Below are 20,958 nucleotides of genomic sequence, written 5' to 3'. Positions count from 1 at the left end.
GCTATGAGCGATAACAAAAAGGATCTTTTTAGTGTTTTAAATAAAGCACAATCTCGGGTAAATACAAAAGAAAACACTCTGCAGTCTCCAATGAAATCAAACGCGATGATTTCAAGAAAAAGTGCAAAAGATACGCAAGAAGATGACTATAATGCCCTCTCTATTCGAGTTCTTGAGGGTTTAGAGCCGGTACGTTTACGCCCTGGAATGTATATTGGTGGAACAGACAGTAAAGCGCTTCATCATTTATTTGCCGAAATTATTGATAACGCGATGGATGAAGCTGTTGCGGGTTATGCAGATTCTATTGAGGTCTCATTAGATAGGAACGGTTATATAACCGTTACAGATAATGGACGGGGTATTCCTGTCGAAAATCATCCTCAAATGCCTGAGAAATCGACTCTTGAAGTTATTATGACACAACTCCACTCAGGGGGAAAATTTGATGGAAAGGCTTATCAAACTGCTGGTGGACTTCATGGAGTAGGAATTTCTGTCGTCAATGCTCTTTCTGATGATATGGAAGTTGAAGTTGCACGAGAACGAAAACTTTACCGCCAACGTTTCTCACGTGGTATTCCTCAATCTGGATTGGAAGATCTGGGAGATGTTTATAATCGTCGTGGTACGCGCGTTCGTTTTCATCCTGATCATGAAATTTTTGGTGAAAAAGCAGCTTTTGATCCAGAAAAAATCTATAAGATGACATGCTCCAAAGCCTATCTTTTTGGTGGCGTAAAAATTCGCTGGTCTTGTGATCCCGTCATACTTGAAGGCGCAAAAAATATTCCTGAAAAAGCTGTTTTTCATTTTCCCAATGGGCTTAAAGACTATTTACTTTCGTCACTAAAAGATGAATATCGAGTAACGTCAGAAATTTTTTCTGGCAAAACACAACAAAATAACGGCCATGGCTCCGTTGAATGGGCGATCGCTTGGCATGGTGGTGATTCTTGTGTGCAATCTTACTGCAATACGATTCCTACAGGAGAAGGCGGAACACACGAAATAGGATTACGCCAAGCTCTTTTGCGTGGATTGAAATCCTACGCTGAGTTAATAGGAAACAAGCGCGCAGCGATTATTACGTCTGACGATATTATGATTTCAACAGCCGCAATACTTTCAGTCTTTATCAGTAACCCTGAATTTGTTGGACAAACAAAAGATCGATTAGCAACCATTGAAGCACAGCGTATCGTTGAGAATGCAATCCGCGATCCTTTTGATCATTGGTTAGCAAATTCCCCGCAAGAAGCAACAAAACTTCTCGATTGGGTTATTGAACGTGCTGAAGAACGTGTTAGACGACGCCAAGATAGAGAAATAAGTCGAAAAACTGCTGTCCGTAAATTACGTCTGCCTGGTAAACTTGCAGATTGTAGCCAGAACCATGCTGTGGGTGCTGAACTATTCATTGTTGAAGGGGATTCAGCAGGAGGATCTGCTAAACAAGCAAGAAATAGAGCAAACCAAGCAATTTTACCTCTTCGTGGCAAAATCTTAAATGTCGCCAGTGCTGCACATGAAAAAATGAACTCAAGCCAAACAATTAGTGATCTTATCCTTGCTCTTGGATGTGGAACACGCTCCAAGTATCGTGAAAAAGATCTCAGATATGAACGTATTATCATCATGACAGATGCTGATGTTGATGGTGCTCATATTGCGTCACTGCTCATTACCTTCTTCTTTCAAGAAATGCCCGACCTTATTCGTCAGGGACATTTATATCTCGCCGTCCCTCCCCTTTATAGAATATCACAAGGAGGAAAAGTTGCTTATGCTCGTGACGACCTTCATAAGGATGAATTGCTCAAAACTGAATTTACTGGAAAAGCTAAAATCGAAATTGGGCGTTTTAAAGGGCTAGGTGAAATGCGCGCAGAACAACTTAAAGAAACGACTATGCATCCTCAAAAACGTACATTGCTTCGTGTTTCTATTGATGCCGTGGAACTGCAAGAAACGAAAAAGACTGTAGAAAATCTCATGGGAACAAAACCAGAAGCACGATTTCGTTTCATACAAGAAAATTCTACTTTTGCTTCTAATCTAGACATCTAATGTAAAAAATATCCCTTTCAAACCACTGCGGCTGCGTCAATCACGCGCAGTTGCGGATTGATCGTTCCATTCCAATAATTCAAACTAAGATGACCTGCTAAATGAATCATTTCACCAATATTTTCAGAAAGAAAATCACCAAGCGATGTCCCTACAGCATGAAAAGCTATTCCTTGCAGTTTTTTTCCCTCAATATTAGAGACAATGAGGCGAAGATGTCCTTTACCAACTTCAGATAAGTTTATCAATCGATGAGAGGGAAGAACAAAAACAGGTGTTGCATTCCCTGTTCCAAATGGACCTGCTTTTTCAAGCAATTCAAACAGCGTTTTATTGGCACCAGAAGCAGAAAGAGAACCATCTATCTTAAGAGACTTTTTTGCACGCAACTGTGAAACCATTAAAGAAACTTTTTCTTCTAGCCATTTTCGAAAGGTTTCAATTTTTGTTGATTGAATTGTAATTCCTGCTGCCATACTATGCCCCCCTCCTTTTTCTAATAAATTGAGTGTAACAGCTTCACGAACGATTGCTCCTAAATCTATACCATTAATTGAGCGTCCTGACCCTACGCCATTTCCATCTTCTTTCAAAGCAATAGCAAAGACAGGACAAAAAAAACGCTCTTTGAGGCGGGAAGCAAGAATACCAATAATCCCCGGATGCCATTCTTTATGAGAAATGACAAGTGACAATGGTGTTTCTTGACCTTGATAAAGAGAAGCAATATAGGATTCCGCTTGTGCTAATTGAATATTCTCCATTTCTTGTCGTTCTTGATTAAGCCGATCTAATTGTTCTGCTATTCTGTCCGCTTCATCTTTATTCTCACAGCTAAGCAAACGTGCTCCCAAAGCTTGATCACCAATGCGCCCTCCTGCATTAATTCTAGGACCTAATAAAAAGCCTAAATGAAAACTATTAAGCGGCTCCCCTATCCGTGCAACCTTTGTTAAAGCAGCTATTCCTAGATTATGCATAGAACGAGCAACTTGAATCCCTTTTACTACAAACGCGCGGTTAACACCCTTTAATGGAACAACATCACAGATGGTTGCCAATGCAACAAGATCAAGCATACCCAAAAGATCAGGCAGCTGCCCTTCAAATTGTTTTTTCCGCAGTAAATGATGAACCCAAGCCAACGTAACAAAGACAACGCCCGCTGCACATAAATGCCCCTGTTGAGAAAAATCATCAGGGCGATTAGGATTGACAAGAGCAACCGCTTCTTGATGAATCTCTGACATTTGATGATGATCTAAAATCACAACATCAGAACCTGAAAGTCTCGCCGCTTTTACTGCATCTGGACTATTCGCACCACAATCAACGGTGATAATTAAACGGGCACCTTCTTGCGCTAACATCCTCATTGCTTGTTCATTCGGACCATAGCCTTCAACAATACGATCAGGAATATAAATTTTTACTTCAATACCAAAATAACGAAAAAAACGTGCTATGAGTGCTGATGAGCAAGCACCATCAACGTCATAATCACCAAAAACTGCAACCTTCTCTTGATTTAAAAGAGCCTTAACAATGCGCTCTGCTGCGCACTGCATATCTCTAAAACTTTCTGGATCAGGCATAAGCGTGCGCAATGTTGGATTAATAAAAGCAACAGCGTCATCTTCATCTACATCTCTTGCCGAAAGTACTCGAGCTAACTGATCTGGAAAACCAAACTTTTGAGAAATAGCGCGCGCATTATTTATCCCTTGAACATCAAGGGCATCTACCCAAGCTTGACCACAAGCAGAAAATTCAACATTGAGAAAATAACGAGACCACTGCATCATTATTTATTTTTATAATGAAGATCAATAAAATACAATCATGCGTTAAAGATAAAATAGTCTTTTGCAGCATTCATTTTAAATTTAAATTGTCTATAAACTTCTTACAATGTAGTATTATAATACCTCATTCATAAGATGCTGTTTTTATAAGTTTTTATTTTCTCTTGACGTAACTTAAAAGACATTATATCAGAGCAAGGAGTATGCGTTAAATATTTCGCTATAGTAACAATTTTCAACGCACAACAATGAAATTTCCCTTATGTTAAAGGGTTTTAATTAAAGGATACTTCTATGGCAACTTTTTCACAAAAGCCAACTGAAGTGGTGAAAAAATGGGTTATTATTGACGCAGAAAACCTTGTTTTAGGTCGTCTTGCCACATTTGTTGCTAACCGCTTACGTGGTAAACATAAAGCTACATTTACGCCACATGTTGATGATGGTGACAACGTTATTGTCATCAATGCAGATAAAATCGCTCTCACCGGCAAAAAATATACCGATAAAAAATATTATTGGCATACCGGCTATATTGGTGGAATCAAAGAACGTACAGCCCGTCAGCTTCTTGAGGGGCGCTTTCCTGAGCGTGTTATTGAAAAAGCAGTAGAGCGCATGATTCCTCGTGGGCCCCTTGGTCGTCGTCAATTGAGGAATCTACGTGTTTATGCTGGAAATCAACATCCACACGAAGCACAACAGCCCGAATCTCTTGACGTTGGTGCTTTAAACCGCAAAAATAAAAGGATTGCTTGATTATGGCTGAAATTAATTCTCTTTCTGAGCTTAGCATAGCAACAAGTGTTGCAGAAACACATGAAAATGTTGTTCCTGTTCACGTGCAAAAGCTTGATTCACAAGGACGTGCCTATGCAACAGGAAAGCGTAAAGACGCTGTTGCTCGCGTATGGATTAAACCAGGTTCTGGAAAAATTACCATTAACAATAAGGAATTTGACAAATATTTTGCTCGTCCTGTACTTAGAATGATCCTTCGTCAACCAATTGTTGCAACAAACAGAGATACCCAATTTGATATTATTGCAACTGTTGCAGGTGGTGGACTTTCTGGACAAGCCGGTGCAGTACGCCATGGCATTTCCAAGGCTTTAACCTATTACGAACCAGAGCTTCGCTCAATCTTGAAAAAAGGTGGGTTTCTTACCCGTGATAGCCGTGTTGTTGAACGTAAAAAGTACGGTAAAGCGAAAGCGCGTCGTTCTTTCCAATTTTCAAAGCGTTAATTTCAATTTTTGTTCAATGCATAAAGCCTCAGATGGAAACGGGGCTTTTTTGCCTTTTAAAATAGATTTTTAAATGAATACAGAGACAAATTGTACCTGTTAGAAGAAAACAAGGATGCAAAATAATTGCTCCTCTTTAGACAAGTACTAAAAAATAGACCAACAAAATTCAAAACCTCAGTTTCAATTTTTAAAATTTATTTTGGTAACTTGGACATATTCACGTGCTAAGGCACAAAAAAATTGCAATATAATTTCAACTATCTGATAAACTGTTCAATATCTTTTTCCACCATCACTTAACAAAGCTTTAATCCAAGAAGTGCTTTACCATTGTGATAAAATGAGGGACAGAAATAGGTTTTGACATATATTCTTCACATCCACTTGCACGAATTCGTTCTTCATCTCCCTTCATAGCAAAGGCTGTTACAGCAACAACGGGGATTGATCGAAGTTCTTCATCTTCTTTTAATTGTTTAATAACATCTATGCCTGATACCTCTGGCAACTGGATATCCACAAGGATAAGAGATGGCATTGATGAGCGTGCCAAATCTAATGCCATAAGACCATTACGCGTTTCAACGGTTTCATAGCCACTCGCTTCTACAAGATCACGGAATAGCTTCATATTAAGCTCATTATCTTCCACGATCATGACTTTTTTTGACATTCGTATAACTCCACCCTTCTTAGACAAAATTAAGAAATAGAAATGAATCCACATTCTCCTTGTTTAAGATAAAATGATAAAAAAAATTGTAAACTACAAAGAGACTAAAAGATTCCAATAAAAGTATTTTTTTGCAAACATTTGTAATCTCATCACTATACTTTTTCAGTTGATAAGAATGAAATCCATAATAACCATAAGATTATGTTACCACGTATTTTTTGAGTAGATATGCAAAGTTTATGAATATCTCAATTAAAGCATATGCATTTTCATCATAGAAAAAATATCAAATACAAACTTAGCTCAAATGCGTATTTTGAAGAGAAAAAAATTAATTAACTTTAAAAAGCAGCTGATTATTTAAATTAAAGCCCCCTAGACTGCCATCCCCCCCAACAATATCTTAATGATATAAAAGGATGAGCTTATTAACATCATTAAGAGTAAAAAATAAATAAACCGTGATTGAATATCATGGTTTATTTAATATACAACATTCAATAACAGAACAATTCAAAATTTATTAAGGAAATATCTTTTACTACAAAGCCCATGCACTATAAGCAAAAGCAGTGAATGCTCTTTCACCTACGCTTGAGCTAGGATCCGGTGGCTTTCTAGTAAAGAAATATATAAGATATGCGATGAAACCAAAAATCGCTGTCTCAAACCCTATCAAACCAGCCACCTTTTGGACATTTTTCTCAGCCCCTTGTCCTCCAAACTGGCTAATAATCATATCAACAGCTTTAATAACTCTATTTTCCTGTGTCATTACAGAAATAAAACCAGCATTTTGAAATCTGCCATTTAAAGAATCAGCATTGGCTCTTAAAATCTGTGAAAAGAAAATCGCTACTGCAACAAAACATACTATACAATGCTTGAATATTTTCATCATAACCACCTAATTACAATATTTAGTAAAATAAATTTTCTTTACCGCCCCCTCTAAATAGAAAACATTCCGTTATATATCGATAAAGTATATTTATCTTATTATAATAAAAATATAATACAAAATTTAATTAATAATTTTATTTTAATTGTTATTTTGATATTATATTACAATTACAATATATCCGTTACATGTTTATTTAAGGATTGTCAATTATTTTATTTGTACTTTACATTGTGTAATTTAACAATAAAAATATATTAAAATAAAGTTATTTTATTGTTTTTATTATAAATTTAGCTTTATTATCATAACTATTATTATGATTTTATAATATAAAAATATCAATATGTTGTTTTTTAGTTACACGAAATATTTTTATTTTTTTGTATAATATAGTAAAATAAATATTTTTATAAAATAATTTTTCCTTAGTATAGATTGAGAAAAAATATTTGCCCCAGCTACAATTAGCGTAAACACCAGCTTAACTATTTGATTGAAAAAGATAAATTAGGTAAGATAAGGGATAACTTTGGTGAATGCGCCAAATCTAATGCCATAAGCTATTACACATTTCAACGACTTCACAGCCATGCGTTTCTACAAGAACGTGGAATAATTTTAATAAAGTTCATTGTCTTCCACAATTATAACTTTCTAACATTAATATAATTCCACAACTTTAAGATAAAATAGAGAAATAAAAATTTAAATAACGTTGATATGGATAGATTATTTGCTAGAAAACAATCTTCTCTATTAAATCAGAGTGTTCACTATTGTGACATTTTAATCTCAATCACTACAACACTTCAATAACAGACTAAAATATAGATTCACTATAAGCTTAAAATAAAAAATTTGGAATTGATCATACATACAATGAATGAACCGTAAAATACAAAAGTAATTATAACACTAAAAAATGAAAAAGCTTATCACTCTTGTTCACTATTCCTTCCTCTCTCATTTTTTCTGTGTTATTTTTAAAGTCTTGTAAAAGATATGAATTACATGCAAAAAATTTAGCCCTTTGTAATCTCTACGCCATCAATCACATTAGTTTTATTAATGATAAGCAATAACATCTGTATAGCTCTAAGTTTAGAGAGCAACACCAGATTAAAGTATCACTTTTATTTATTGTAAAAGAGGATGTAAAACTTCATTTTTCTCTGATCATTGTTAAAAAAAATTGAAAAATGATCTTATTAATATTTAAAAAATAGAAAATAATTTTTTACAAAATAATATCTTATTTAATTAATTTTTAAAATAACCTATTTAAAATAATATAAATATATTATATTTATATTATATGTGTTTAAATTGTATATTTTTAATTAAATAATAATATTTATAATAATACTAAAATATTACATACTAATTATCTTTCTATTAAATAAAATTATAGCATATGAATAAGAAGTTTACAATAAAATCAAGTATAATTCTATTGTTTTACAAGGACAACAAAGAAATATATTTAATTATGTTATTGAACTCAGTTGCGTTGCCATCGTTTTTGCCCGCTTTGCTTAGTGGATCCTTTTATTTCCAAGCAATTATTAACTGAATTTTGACTGCTCAGCATGCTGAAAAATCTCTATGTTATTGTTGTTTTGATAAGAGCTATCATGTTGTTTAGCGCAGCTCATAGCTTTCTATCGGGCAACTTAAAAGCTTTATTCTGTCAATTTTCTTATTGTTTAAGCCAAATCTCATCCACGTAATAATATATTGAATGCACCAACAAAATCCGCACGAATAACCACATTCTACACATATAAAAATTATCCATCTTTGACAATTTTTTAGCACTATAAACGCAACAAAAATAAATTTTGCTCAGATGAGAAAGCAGTACTAATATTGTACACCATCTTACCATTGGCTTGTGTCATCAAGCGGCCATCTAAACTCAAACTAAAACTGATCTAAAACCAAGAAATTTAATTCTCTGATTTTTATTGTAAACTCTTTGCTCATAGCTATAGAAATACAACCGATTTTATGCATGAATATGTCTAATAAAAAATCCTCATGTGTAAATTTTACATGCCCTATACCGCCAGCATAAATAACGATATTTTACAGTACGATAGAATTTTCACTCAATTTTTTATTTTTATAATCATGATGACTTTCATCTCATCCCCCTAATCCATTAAATTTACGCATTGTTTTCTTATAACTTATGAAAGTCATGACCATGGAAAGAAAAGCGCTCAACAGAAGATATCCAATATTCCATTCGCCTTTACCAAGCAACAATGACACAGGCAAGGAAGCAGAAAAAGCCATGGGAAGCATAAACAAAAGCCATTTTACAATGCTTGAGGGATAAATTCCTATTGGTACAAATGAAAGCTCGTAAATCATTTCATGAAAATATTCGACAGGCATCTTACGGCTAATAATAAATGTTATAAAATTGAACATCATGAAAAAACAAATATTGACGATAAAAACGCAAAATATTGCAACAACAAAAGAGACCCATCTGAGCTTAAGATCATACATATCTGGTAATGATACTAATAAATAGGCACTAACATAAAGAACAAAGAGCTTTATCAGATTAAGAGGTTTACACCAACCAAACAACATCAACAACCAGATTGAAACAGGCTTTATCAAGTATGGTTCAATTTTACCATCCGCTACTTTTTCAAAAAACGTTTCAATAGAATTAGTAAAAATATTCAAAAATATCCCAAGTAAAACAAAGACAACAAAGATAAAATGGATTTCATCTCTGCTATAGTTACCGATCTTTCCTGAAAAAGAAGATATTCTATCAATAAATATGAATTGAATAAAATAATAGCATAGAGAAAGAATAAACTCCCCAGCCAAATTCTTACCATAAACAATCTGTCGGCAGATATTCAGGCTGATAAAATGAAGGATTATTTTCATCTCAACCGCCCGCTCCATAATACATCTTCATTCCTTTATTCCAAGCAATATGAATTAAGCATAAAAAACACAAAATATAAGTAAAACTTCCGAAAATAAACTGCTGAAACAACGCTAAATTTTGCGTCGCGAAAAACTCAGCAGGAGCGGATATCATGAAACGATAAGGATTAAATTGCATAAGCGGAATAAGCCACACCGGCCAAAAAGATGGTGGTAAAAGAACACCCCCAAGAAGCGCTGAACTAAGAATACTGAAAGAGAGTAATATATTGTACTCAATCACCCAAAAGCTTAATAAGGCAATTCCAAAAAAGATTAAAAAACAAAGCAATTGTGATAGAATAACAACCAGAAAAAAGAACAGAAAAGCGATGAACAATCCCAGAATATTTTCATAGGATAAAACAAGCTTAACAATAAAAAGAGCCAATAATGGGATGCTATATAATACACTCTCCCCTAAAAAAGTAAAAAGCATTTGTGTCATATAACTAAAGGGCTTTGTAAGATATACTTCTAATTGGCCTTCTTTAACATGATGAGAGAAAAACTTAATCACATTATAACCATTATTTAAGCGACCTAGGACTAAAGCAAAAGCATAATAATACATCATATCATAAAAGCTAAAGCCATTTATGGTGTTGCCCGTATCAGAGAAAAGTGCATTCCATAATAGAAGTTGAATAACAAATGGCGAAAATGTCCCAATGATAATATCGGTAAAAAACATGGCTCTATCACTTAGAACAGTGAGTAATCCATTCTTGGCAAAAAGAAACATACCAAAGCAGTGGTTAGATAAATTCTTTAAATTTAACACGGAGCATCTCTTCAAGCGAGGGAGTGGATACAGAGAACGTACAGTTCAATTTGGTTGTAATTTCGCGTACAAAATGCGCAAAATCCTCACGGGGCAGCGAAACCTCCAGCGAGCATTCTTCAGCGTTAAAGTGCTTATCTTTTAAAGGAGTAGATAATTTCAACGCAATCTCATCAATTTTTTCTACAACAGCTGAAGGTACAGCCATGTGTTCACAAAAAAACGTTATTCTCACCAAAGAAGGAATGACATTTTTAAGCGCGTGAAGATTACCATGAAACTGTTTCTTTCCTTTATGCAAGAGAATAATATCATCAACGTATCCATCAATATCTCCCATATCATGACTTGTGATGATATATCCAGTGCCACGCTCCTTTTTCAGTTTTTTAAGAAGCTCCCTGATTTCATGCTTAGATGTAATATCAAGACCAATACTTGGCTCATCGAGAAACAACAGTTTAGGTCTAAAGGAGAGATTAAATGCCAATTCACTTTTCACTCTCTCACCCAGACTAAGCATCCGCACTGGCTTATCCATAATATGCTCAAGACCCAGTAACTCAGCGATCTCTTTAAGATCACGGGTAAAAGAGGTGCGTTCAAGACCATATAATGGTTGAACCATATCCAGACTGTAGCGTAAGGGTAAATCCCACCATAAACAACTCTTATGACCAAAGACCACACCCAACTGTCTAAACAGATCTTTCTTGGTTTTATACGGATTAAATCCCAAGACTTTAACACTTCCCTTATCAACGAATTGTATACCAGCAAGTATTTTAATCAGTGTCGATTTACCCGCTCCGTTAGGGCCAAGAATTGCTAACGATTGCCCTGAAAAGAGGGTGAAACTCATATCTTTTAACACATGATGATTTGTATAATCCGGCTTGAAGAGAGAAAACACCTTGTTTTTAAAACCAATTCCTCTGTCAATGTTGCGATATATTTTTGAGACGTTATTAACGTCAATCAATAATGATCCCATCAGTCACTCCTAATTTCAACTTACCCCCCCTTTGCATGTTCCCATAATAAATATCTGTTTTTGTTCACTAGAAAAAACAAAAGTGTTCAAGCCCTCCTTAGAGCAATAAAATGCACCTGACGTTTTATCTTCAATTTTTTGTCTAGATATTTTTTCAATGTGATGAGTTCACTTCGATGAAGCATTAAGATACTAAAAACTTATTTCTTCTTTTATGAAAGATAGTCTTTTGGATAAACTAAGTAAGTAGAAAAATAATTGGTCATTGAAAGGAGAGCTTTGCTAAGAAGGCTTCATTGTGTAAGCAAAGATACAAAGCATAAATCTATACTATAAGCATATCAAACCACATTGATAACAAAACAAAACTCCTTGACAACAGGAATTTTTTGAGAGGCTACTTTTCCTCAGCATTACTATAAAATGCCTCCATTATTCCCCATGAAAAAACTAAAATTGCTTTCACTATTTTAGTAAATATCTTTCAGATTTTATCTAACTCATCTCCCTCAACAGACATGCCTCCCCAACATATGACCTCTGTAGATAATTCAAAGGAGCAGCTTCATAAACTCAGATTATTAAACGATACACTATATCCAAAAATAACAATACAATCAATATGGATAAAGAGCTGTAGAAAGAAAGCCTATGATATTTCCAAATTCATCACTTAAAAACACCATTTTCTCATAGCGATTACTAAAGCTCTCTTCAAATTAAGCCATATCCATCTCATCAAATTTATAGACAAAATTTTTACTAATCAAAAAGGATAAACGAAGCTTTTTTACTCTGTTTCAGCATCACTCTCATTAAAAGACAAAAGATTAAAACTTTGAACCATATGAGGTGGTAAAGGTGCAACAATGTCCAATATTCCTCCTGAAGGATGAGGAATACGAATACGACGTGCATGAAGATGAAGACGATTTTGAATTCCTCCTGGTAATGTCCAATTACTATCAGAAAAAAAATACTTTGAATCGCCAATGATAGGATGATCCATATGGGCTGCATGCACACGAAGCTGATGTGTTCTCCCTGTATAGGGTTCCATTTCAAGCCACGAAAGAGCCCGCCCTCGCGTATCTAAAACGCGATAGTAGGAAACCGCATGATGTGAATCTGGCTCCCCATGTTCACAAACACGCATTTTGTCACCTTGTGCAGTCATTTCCTTAACCATCCACGTTGAAATTTTGTCCTGCTTTTTTTTAGGCACGCCCCGAACCAACGCCCAATAAATCTTTTTTGTTTCTCGCGCTCTAAAAGCAGCTGTTAAAGACTGAGCAGCTCCCCTTGATCGCGCAACAATAAGCACACCCGACGTCTCACGATCAAGACGATGAACCAAACGCGGCTTTTCACCTTTTTTATTGCGCCATACCTCGAGCATACTATCCATATGACGTGTTAAACCAGAGCCTCCTTGGACAGCCAACCCAGCTGGTTTATTAAAAACAAATACTTTTGGATCTTCATAAAGCAGCAACTTTTTTAAAACGGTCCCATCATCCTGCCCACGAAGTGTTTTATCCGTTATTGAAAGATTTTCCTTGTCATTAATAGGGAGAGGTGGAATACGAACAGCCTGTCCTATACAAAGACGCGTATCGGCTTTAACACGTCCACCATCAACCCGTATCTGACCAGAACGCAACAATTTTTGCAAAGCTCCAAAACCAAGTCCTGGATAATGCACTTTAAACCAACGATCTAAGCGCATTCCATCTTCATCTGTCTCAACTTTTTTTATTTCTACGCCTGCCATGAAAGTTCCCTTGCCTGATAATTTTATTGATCTATTTTTGCGCCTTTATAAGCACAAATATAAACACAAAAATTCATACTTTAGTTGGCTTTATCACACCATATTACAGTTAGTATCCAAAATTGCCTTTTCTTAACGTCCAAATTTTATTAGCTAAAAATTTAAGCGTTATAAAAAAATCAATAGCCTTTACGCTTAACAGCGAATGGAGATAATTAACAGTGTCCTTATTCAAAACCTATGCACGTGTTCTCACTTACCTAAACAGAGAAAAAAATGCATCCCTTTTAATCTGTACCGCTAATGTTATGTTAGCGATTATCACCATTGCAGAACCTATTTTATTTGGACGGGTTATCGATTCTATTACAGAAAAAACAGGGATCATCTCTACTCTTGCCATTTGGGTTTGTTTTGGACTTTCACATATTATCGCTTATGTCCTTGTTGCTCGCGGTGCAGACCGCTTAGCCCATAGACGTCGCTTAACGGTTTTAACAGAATCTTTCGAACGTATCATTGCCATGCCGTTAATTTGGCATCAACAACGCGGAACGTCTAACGCACTCCATACACTTTTGCGCGCTATAGATTCCATGTCAACCATATGGCTTGATTTTATGCGTCAACATCTCTCAACGCTTGTCGCCTTATTGGTTCTCATCCCCATAGCCTTTAATATGAATTGGCGCCTTTCAATAGTCTTGGTTGTGCTTGCCATCATCTATGTATTAATTGCACGTTTAGTGATGCGAAAAACAAAAGACGGACAAGCCGCTGTAGAATGCTATCATCATAACCTTTTTAAACATGTCAATGATTCAATCTCTAATGTTTCCATTGTACAAAGTTATAACCGAATAAAAGAAGAAACTTCCATACTGCACCAACATACAAATGCTCTGCTTAAAGCACAAAATCCTGTTCTCAATTGGTGGGCGCTCGCCAGTGGCTTAAATCGAATGGCTTCAACAATTTCAATCGTTTGTGTTCTTCTCCTTGGAGCTTTTTTTGTTGCAAAAGATCAATTACGAGTAGGTGAAGTCGTTGCTTTTGTTGGATTTGCACAACTCATGATTAGCCGCCTAGACCAAATGAGCAATTTTATTCACTGTGCAATATCCTCACAAGCAAAACTGCAAGAATTTTTTGAAATGGAAGACTCAACCTTTCATATTAACGAACCGCAAAATCTTCCCTCCCTCCAAAATGTTAAAGGCACCATACAATTTCATCACGTGACCTATCAATTCCCAAATTCTTCTCAAGGTGTTTTTGACATTTCTTTTGAGGTTAAAGCAGGACAAACTGTTGCGATTGTAGGACCAACAGGGGCTGGAAAAACAACATTGATCAATCTGTTGCAGCGCGTATACGACCCTACCTTTGGGCATATCTCCATTGATGGAATAAATATATGCTCGATCAATCGCGAATCTTTACGCAAATCTCTAGCAACAGTATTTCAAGACTCGGGTCTTTTCAACCGTACTATTCATGACAATATTTCAATAGGAAAAGCGAGCGCAACGAATGAAGAACTTTATGAAGCAGCAAAAATAGCAGAAGCTCACGATTTTATTCTAAAGAAAGCTGATTATTATAACACAATAGTGGGCGAACGAGGATCTCAATTATCAGGTGGAGAAAAACAGCGACTAGCAATTGCACGCGCTGTTTTAAAAAATGCCCCTATTCTCATTCTAGATGAAGCAACAAGCGCTCTTGATGTTGAAACAGAAGCACGTGTCAAAAATGCCCTTGATTGCATAAGCCATAATCGCACCACTTTCATTATAGCACATCGCCTCTCAACAGTACGCAATGCTGATGTAGTCCTCTTTCTAGAACATGGTCATTTAATTGAAAAAGGAAGCTTTCAAGAATTAATCGAGAGAGGCGGCCGTTTCTCTCAATTCTTAAAAGCCAGTGGTTTAACAATCAAACCATCAGAAAAAGAAGGAGAAAATGAAAACGTCATCCTCTTACATGAAGCCATAGCATCATAAAAATGATACTCTTCATAGATCTTATGCAAAAAAATCCTCCTCAAGATAACAAGAGTGCTTATATGATACAAGTAAAAAGATTTCTAAAAATGCTACAATCCATTTTAGGTATTTAAGAAAAATATTAAAACAGTTTAGTATTTTCTCTGCTATTGCAATTTTACTAGATTGGGACAAAAATATTTCCCTATATCTGTGCATATTGACGAGTACACACTCTCATTTAGGGAAAATATAAAGATGTAAAGGTAAAAACAATTTCCAGTTTTACCGTCTTCTTTTAACTTAGCTTTACGAATTTCAAAACGAACTAAAGAAATATCTTTTAAATAATGAATATTATGTATTGCTTTGCACTTTTTTTATCACGTTCTTTATAGTCCTCTCATAAAGAACAGAACATCATTGTTTTGCACATTCATATGACTTTTTTTAAGAAACATTTCTCAATGCTCTTAAGCCCATTTCACAACGACATTCGTGAGTGGTTTTGATTAATTTAACATACACAGAATTTGAAATAATAAAACCCTACGAATATTCGTAGCTCTTGTTCAAAAGATAAAACGATAAATTATCATTATAATTCAATATATTAAAGAAATTTTATCATAAATAAATTAGATATTAATCTAAATATTTATATTTATGTTATATTCCTTTGATTTATATTGATAATTCATTACTTTATAACTTAAAATAAAGATTTATAAAGATAGGAGAATATTCCTTTCAAGACCTTTTAATAATAAACCAAAAAACTGTTTTCTTGTACATAACAAGCAAAATGAAAATAATAGCTTCTAAGATACAACAACTCTTTTATAAGCCTTTTCAAGGAAAGAAATTTTATTCATTTGAAAACTAATCGAATAATGATAGCTTATAACTTTATAAGGATAATCGTATGCAATAAATCTTGTATTTTTCCTTTCATAAAAAGAGATGTTTCTTCAAAAAATCTATAAGAGCAACACAATAACTAGTCTTCCTAGTAAAAGAATACACAGTAAAGCATGAAGTGCTGCATAATCTATCTTATCTTAAAAAGGTGACTCCTGAAACACTTGGAAGCTATAAAGCCAAATGATAAAGTGGTGATAAAGGCAAACACTGTCTTTATCTTTACAATTGTATTTTCCCCAATTACGCTGTATCTACATTTCAGAAATACACCAGACAGATATTCATGATACATAGATGCCAACCAAATATAACAATGTGAAAAATACCTATGCAGAATGATTTCATTCTTTAATTTTTTTCAAGAAAATCTTTTAGTGCCGCAAATGCCTCACTAGCCTTGTTTCCCTCAGGACCACCAGCCTGCGCCATATCAGGACGACCACCACCACCTCGACCACCAAGCACAGCTGAAAGAATACGAACGAGATCAACAGCATTCAACTTATCCGTTAAATCATCCGTAACGCCAACAACAGCACTGCCTTTTCCATCCTCCGAAACACTAATAAAAGCAACCACTCCAGACTCAATTTGTTTTTTTCCAGAATCGACGAATGCCTTAAGATCCCGTGGTAAAATATTTTTGACAATGCGTCCGAGAAAAGAAAGCCCATTAATGATTGTAATATCATCTTGACTACTTTCTGTTATACCACCACTCAACACCATTTTTTTGCGTACATCATTCAACTCTTTTTCAAGTTTACGACGATCATCAAGCAAAATTCGCACCCGTTCTTCTAAACCAGAAGAAGACGTTTTTAAAAGATCAGCGATCTCATGAATACGCTCATCTTGGCGACAAAGATAAAAACGTGCTTCTTGGCCAGTTAAGGCTTCAATACGACGCACTCCTGCCGAAACAGAACTTTCAGAAACAATATGGATCAAACCAATATCGCCTGTTCGCTCCACATGTGTGCCCCCACAAAGCTCTATTGACCAATGCTTTTTTAATCCCTCTTGGTGACACTGCTTCCCCATAGAAACAACGCGAACTTCATCACCATATTTTTCACCAAATAATGCCATGGCTCCTTTAGAAATGGCTTCATCCACATCCATGAGATGCGTTACGACCTTACTATTTTGCAAAACAATCTCATTGGCTAAATCTTCTATTTTTTTCAATTCTTCCAAAGAAACAGATTTTGGATGAGAAAAATCAAAACGCAACCGATCTGGCGATACAAGAGAGCCCTTTTGAGTAACATGGTCCCCCAATATTTGCCGTAAAGCCTCGTGTAATAAATGGGTAGCAGAATGGTTTGCACGAATTTTTTTACGACGAATACCATCAACGGTTAGTTCTACACAATCAGACCTCGATGCCTGACCAGATTTTACTTCTCCAATATGGATAAAAACACCATCACCCTTTTTCTGAGTATCATACACCTCAAAAACAAAATCTTCACCAGAAATGATACCGCTATCACCAACTTGCCCGCCAGATTCACCATAAAAAGGAGTCTGATTTACCACAAGAATGGCTTTTTGCCCCGAAGAAATATGATCAACAATTTTACCATCACACACAAGAGCTGTAAGAATGCCTTCAGCTTTTTCTGTTTCATAACCTAAAAATTCTGTCGCCCCTACCTTATCACGAACAGAAAACCAAATTGTCTCCGTTATAGCTTCACCAGAACCAGACCAATGAGCACGCGCTTCCTCTTTTTGGTGTTCCATCGCTTTATCAAAAGCATCAACATCAACAGATATTCCGCGACGCCGAAGCATATCTTGCGTCAAATCAAGCGGAAAACCATAGGTATCATAAAGCTTGAAAGCAACTTCACCATTTAAATGATCTCCCTCTTTAAGAAGACTACTCGCTTCATTTAACAAACCAAGTCCTCGTTCAAGTGTTTTACGAAAGCGTATTTCTTCTAACTTCAAAATTTCTGAAATCAAAGACTCAGCACGCACCAATTCAGGATAGGCTTGTCCCATTTCGCGAATTAAAGCAGGCAAAAGCCGCCACATTAAAGGCTCTTTAGCACCAAGAAGATGGGCATGACGCATAGCACGACGCATAATGCGACGTAAAACATATCCTCTTCCTTCGTTGGAAGGAAGAACACCATCAGCAATCAAAAATGCGCACGAGCGAAGATGATCAGCAATGACACGATGGCTGGCAATAAAATCACCCTTTGCCTCAATCCCTGTAATTTCTTCTGAAGCAGCAATTAATGCACGAAAAAGATCAATGTCATAATTATCATGAACACCCTGTAAAACAGCAGCAATACGCTCTAACCCCATGCCTGTATCAATAGAAGGATGAGGTAAATCAACACGTTCTTCCTTGGAAATCTGCTCATACTGCATAAAAACAAGATTCCAAATCTCAATAAAGCGATCCCCATCTTCATGAGCACTTCCAGGTGGCCCCCCCCAGATTTCATCACCATGATCATAAAAAATCTCTGAACAAGGACCGCAGGGTCCTGTATCTCCCATCGCCCAAAAATTATCAGCCGTCGCAATACGGACAATTTTTTCATCTGGAAGACCTGAAATTTTACGCCATAGTTCAGCAGCAACATCATCACTCTGATAAACTGTCACCAACAGTTTATCTTTTGGCAGACAAAATTCTTTTGTTAAAAGGTTCCATGATAAAAAAATGGCTTCTTCTTTGAAATAATCACCGAAAGAAAAATTACCCAGCATTTCAAAAAATGTATGATGGCGTGCCGTATAACCAACATTATCAAGATCATTATGCTTTCCACCCGCACGAACACATTTTTGTGCCGTTGTTGCCTGCTTATAAGGGGACTTTTCAAGTCCAGTAAAAACATTTTTAAACTGCACCATTCCTGCATTTGTAAACATAAGTGTAGGATCATTACGTGGAACAAGTGGGCTAGAAGAAAGAACTTTATGCCCATTACGATGAAAATAATCCAAAAATGTTGACCGAATGTTATTAACACTATTCATACCGACACCTGCTCAATACAGTACAAAACCATAAAAGAAAAATCCCCCTCATTAAATATCCTCTTTGCCACGCATGGAGTCAATTTAATCAAAGAATGGAATATTTGTTCAAAAAAATTGAGAAAAAATGACTGTATATTTAAAAACTCAAACAAATAAAAACAGAAAAAATCTTAAAGGGAAAAAATTATAGATGAAAAAACGCTCCATCAAATGGCTTCATCACTCTCTGTATTTTCTGAACCTGCATTTTCTAACAATTCAATGGCAATCAAACCAGCATTTTGGCGCAAAGCAGCTTCAATTTCTGTAGCAACTTCCGCATGTTCACGTAAAAACTGCTTTGCATTTTCACGCCCCTGTCCTAAACGCTGAGAATTATAAGAAAACCATGCACCAGATTTTTCCACAATACCAACCTTAACACCCAAATCAATCAATTCACCTACTTTAGAAATGCCTTCACCATAAATAATATCAAACTCAACCTGTTTGAATGGAGGTGCCAATTTATTTTTCACCACTTTAACACGCGTCTGATTACCAACGATTGCATCCCTATCTTTAATAGACCCAATGCGACGAATATCCAAACGAACAGAAGCATAAAACTTTAAAGCGTTTCCCCCTGTTGTTGTTTCAGGCGAACCAAACATCACCCCAATTTTCATGCGAATTTGATTAATAAAAACAACCATACAGTTAGAGCGAAAAATCGCTGCTGTTAATTTTCGCAATGCTTTACTCATCAATCGCGCTTGCAATCCAGGCAAAGCATCCCCCATTTCACCATCGATTTCCGCACGCGGTGTTAAAGCTGCAACAGAATCCACAACAAGCACATCAACTGCACCAGAACGAACCAACGTCTCTGTAATTTCCAATGCCTGTTCACCAGTATCTGGTTGAGAAATGAACAAATTTTCTAAATCAACACCAAGCTTACGCGCATAAATAGGATCAAGTGCATGCTCTGCATCAATAAAAGCACAAATCCCACCACTTTTCTGTGCCTCAGCAATAGCATGGAGAGCCAATGTTGTTTTCCCAGAACTTTCTGGTCCATAAATCTCAACAATGCGCCCCTTGGGTAATCCACCAATCCCTAAAGCAATATCCAAGGATAATGACCCTGTTGGAACTGTTTCAATTTCAACAACCTGCTCTTTTTGCCCAAGACGCATAATTGAGCCTTTACCAAAAGAACGTTCAATTTGTGAGAGAGCAGCATCGAGAGCTTTTGTTTTATCCACGACTATATCCTTGACCGATTCATAAATAATCTAACACTTAAAGTTTACACTGTACTTTTAATTTAACTAAAGTCTTGAGTTTAGATTTTCACAGACTATTTGCATTCCTATCCCTACCTTATGTCCATATAACATACCATGAGCATCACAATAAAGAATTGGCATTGCTTATCTTATGACACAAAATAAATTCCAATAAAACAATACTTCCTAGGAGAGCAAGTTAACACATTTATATCTCTCTAGAAAAGGAACAATTTAAATTTCAACACAATGTTCTATAGCCCTTCTGTTTATCCCTTTGATTAAGTCCTTAAGAGAGAAAAGCTCCCCTAGCTCTTAATCACATAAAAACGCATCATCAATCAAAATCACACCATATTGCATCCAATTAAAATCATAAAAATCAAAGTAGTTTAATATTTGAATGAAATATTTTTTCAATTTGAATCTGTAAAAAGATATCTGTTTTTGAAGATACCAATAAAAAAATTGCTCTACGAGCAATGAAATAAGTATCTAAAAATAAGCTAAATTGTTCATACAATTATATAAGG

General features: G+C 35.6%; 13 protein-coding genes. 4 read left to right on the top strand and 9 right to left on the bottom strand.

All coding sequences use genetic code 11. The features are described from left to right. Positions 1–3 precede the first annotated feature (3 nt). Positions 4–2,070, top strand: a complete 2,067-nt coding sequence (parE, locus tag ACFINC_RS03950; protein WP_375616195.1) for a DNA topoisomerase IV subunit B — start codon at positions 4–6, stop codon at positions 2,068–2,070. 17 nt (positions 2,071–2,087) lie between these two features. On the opposite strand, the gene recJ is transcribed toward parE, so the two are convergent. Beyond that, entirely contained in the window at positions 2,088–3,872 is a 1,785-nt protein-coding gene (gene recJ, locus ACFINC_RS03945; protein ID WP_375616295.1) for a single-stranded-DNA-specific exonuclease RecJ, read from the bottom strand. A gap of 297 nt (positions 3,873–4,169) precedes the next feature. On the opposite strand from recJ, the gene rplM reads away from it, so the two are divergent. Both rplM and rpsI read left to right on the top strand, forming a co-directional pair. Then, positions 4,170–4,634 carry a 50S ribosomal protein L13 gene (gene rplM / locus ACFINC_RS03940; protein WP_375616194.1) on the top strand — a complete coding sequence of 155 codons (465 nt, stop codon included), beginning with the start codon at positions 4,170–4,172 and terminating at the stop codon, positions 4,632–4,634. A gap of 2 nt (positions 4,635–4,636) precedes the next feature. Continuing rightward, positions 4,637–5,122 carry a 30S ribosomal protein S9 gene (gene rpsI / locus ACFINC_RS03935; RefSeq protein WP_375616193.1) on the top strand — a complete coding sequence of 162 codons (486 nt, stop codon included), beginning with the start codon at positions 4,637–4,639 and terminating at the stop codon, positions 5,120–5,122. A 310-nt stretch (positions 5,123–5,432) separates the two neighbouring features. Here rpsI and ACFINC_RS03930 read toward each other — a convergent pair whose 3' ends face one another. From ACFINC_RS03930 to ACFINC_RS03905, 6 genes are all read right to left on the bottom strand, one after another. Continuing rightward, on the bottom strand, positions 5,433–5,798 hold the full coding sequence (locus tag ACFINC_RS03930) for a response regulator (protein ID WP_273724078.1): 366 nt from the start codon (positions 5,796–5,798) through the stop codon (positions 5,433–5,435). Positions 5,799–6,342: 544 nt separating this feature from the next. After that, positions 6,343–6,702, bottom strand: a complete 360-nt coding sequence (locus ACFINC_RS03925; protein ID WP_375616294.1) for a hypothetical protein — start codon at positions 6,700–6,702, stop codon at positions 6,343–6,345. A 2,151-nt stretch (positions 6,703–8,853) separates the two neighbouring features. Then, complete coding sequence (locus tag ACFINC_RS03920; RefSeq protein ID WP_375616192.1) at positions 8,854–9,642, bottom strand: ABC-2 family transporter protein; 789 nt, start codon at positions 9,640–9,642, stop codon at positions 8,854–8,856. After that, positions 9,626–10,450: an ABC-2 family transporter protein gene (locus tag ACFINC_RS03915; RefSeq protein ID WP_375616191.1), complete on the bottom strand. Its 825-nt coding sequence runs from the start codon at positions 10,448–10,450 to the stop codon at positions 9,626–9,628. The genes ACFINC_RS03920 and ACFINC_RS03915 overlap by 17 nt, the downstream gene beginning before the upstream one ends. Then, entirely contained in the window at positions 10,425–11,432 is a 1,008-nt protein-coding gene (locus tag ACFINC_RS03910) for an ATP-binding cassette domain-containing protein (RefSeq protein WP_375616190.1), read from the bottom strand. The genes ACFINC_RS03915 and ACFINC_RS03910 overlap by 26 nt, the downstream gene beginning before the upstream one ends. Before the next feature lie 802 nt (positions 11,433–12,234). After that, entirely contained in the window at positions 12,235–13,218 is a 984-nt protein-coding gene (locus ACFINC_RS03905; protein WP_375616189.1) for an RluA family pseudouridine synthase, read from the bottom strand. Between the two features lie 221 nt (positions 13,219–13,439). On the opposite strand from ACFINC_RS03905, the gene ACFINC_RS03900 reads away from it, so the two are divergent. Further along, the gene (locus ACFINC_RS03900; protein ID WP_375616188.1) at positions 13,440–15,227 is read left to right on the top strand and encodes a glucan ABC transporter ATP-binding protein/ permease; all 1,788 of its coding nucleotides are present in this window, start codon (positions 13,440–13,442) and stop codon (positions 15,225–15,227) included. 1,254 nt (positions 15,228–16,481) lie between these two features. Here the strand turns inward: ACFINC_RS03900 and alaS are convergent. Together alaS and recA are read right to left on the bottom strand one after the other, a co-directional pair. Beyond that, entirely contained in the window at positions 16,482–19,148 is a 2,667-nt protein-coding gene (gene alaS, locus ACFINC_RS03895) for an alanine--tRNA ligase (RefSeq protein ID WP_375616187.1), read from the bottom strand. A gap of 209 nt (positions 19,149–19,357) precedes the next feature. Then, the gene (recA, locus tag ACFINC_RS03890) at positions 19,358–20,401 is read right to left on the bottom strand and encodes a recombinase RecA (protein WP_375606702.1); all 1,044 of its coding nucleotides are present in this window, start codon (positions 20,399–20,401) and stop codon (positions 19,358–19,360) included. Positions 20,402–20,958: the final 557 nt, after the last annotated feature.

The organism is Bartonella sp. AP58NXGY (assembly GCF_042195785.1).
Classification (GTDB): domain Bacteria; phylum Pseudomonadota; class Alphaproteobacteria; order Rhizobiales; family Rhizobiaceae; genus Bartonella.
Note: the sequence above shows the minus strand (reverse complement) of the source record. Positions and strands in the feature narration are given on the sequence as shown.

What these genes read in the sequence shown, in the direction of transcription:
- parE (WP_375616195.1), top strand. Translation starts at nt 4, where the DNA reads ATGAGCGATAACAAAAAGGATCTTTTTAGTGTTTTAAATAAAGCACAA.
- recJ (WP_375616295.1), bottom strand. Translation starts at nt 3,872, where the DNA reads ATGCAGTGGTCTCGTTATTTTCTCAATGTTGAATTTTCTGCTTGTGGT.
- rplM (WP_375616194.1), top strand. Translation starts at nt 4,170, where the DNA reads ATGGCAACTTTTTCACAAAAGCCAACTGAAGTGGTGAAAAAATGGGTT.
- rpsI (WP_375616193.1), top strand. Translation starts at nt 4,637, where the DNA reads ATGGCTGAAATTAATTCTCTTTCTGAGCTTAGCATAGCAACAAGTGTT.
- ACFINC_RS03930 (WP_273724078.1), bottom strand. Translation starts at nt 5,798, where the DNA reads ATGTCAAAAAAAGTCATGATCGTGGAAGATAATGAGCTTAATATGAAG.
- ACFINC_RS03925 (WP_375616294.1), bottom strand. Translation starts at nt 6,702, where the DNA reads ATGATGAAAATATTCAAGCATTGTATAGTATGTTTTGTTGCAGTAGCG.
- ACFINC_RS03920 (WP_375616192.1), bottom strand. Translation starts at nt 9,642, where the DNA reads ATGGAGCGGGCGGTTGAGATGAAAATAATCCTTCATTTTATCAGCCTG.
- ACFINC_RS03905 (WP_375616189.1), bottom strand. Translation starts at nt 13,218, where the DNA reads ATGGCAGGCGTAGAAATAAAAAAAGTTGAGACAGATGAAGATGGAATG.
- alaS (WP_375616187.1), bottom strand. Translation starts at nt 19,148, where the DNA reads ATGAATAGTGTTAATAACATTCGGTCAACATTTTTGGATTATTTTCAT.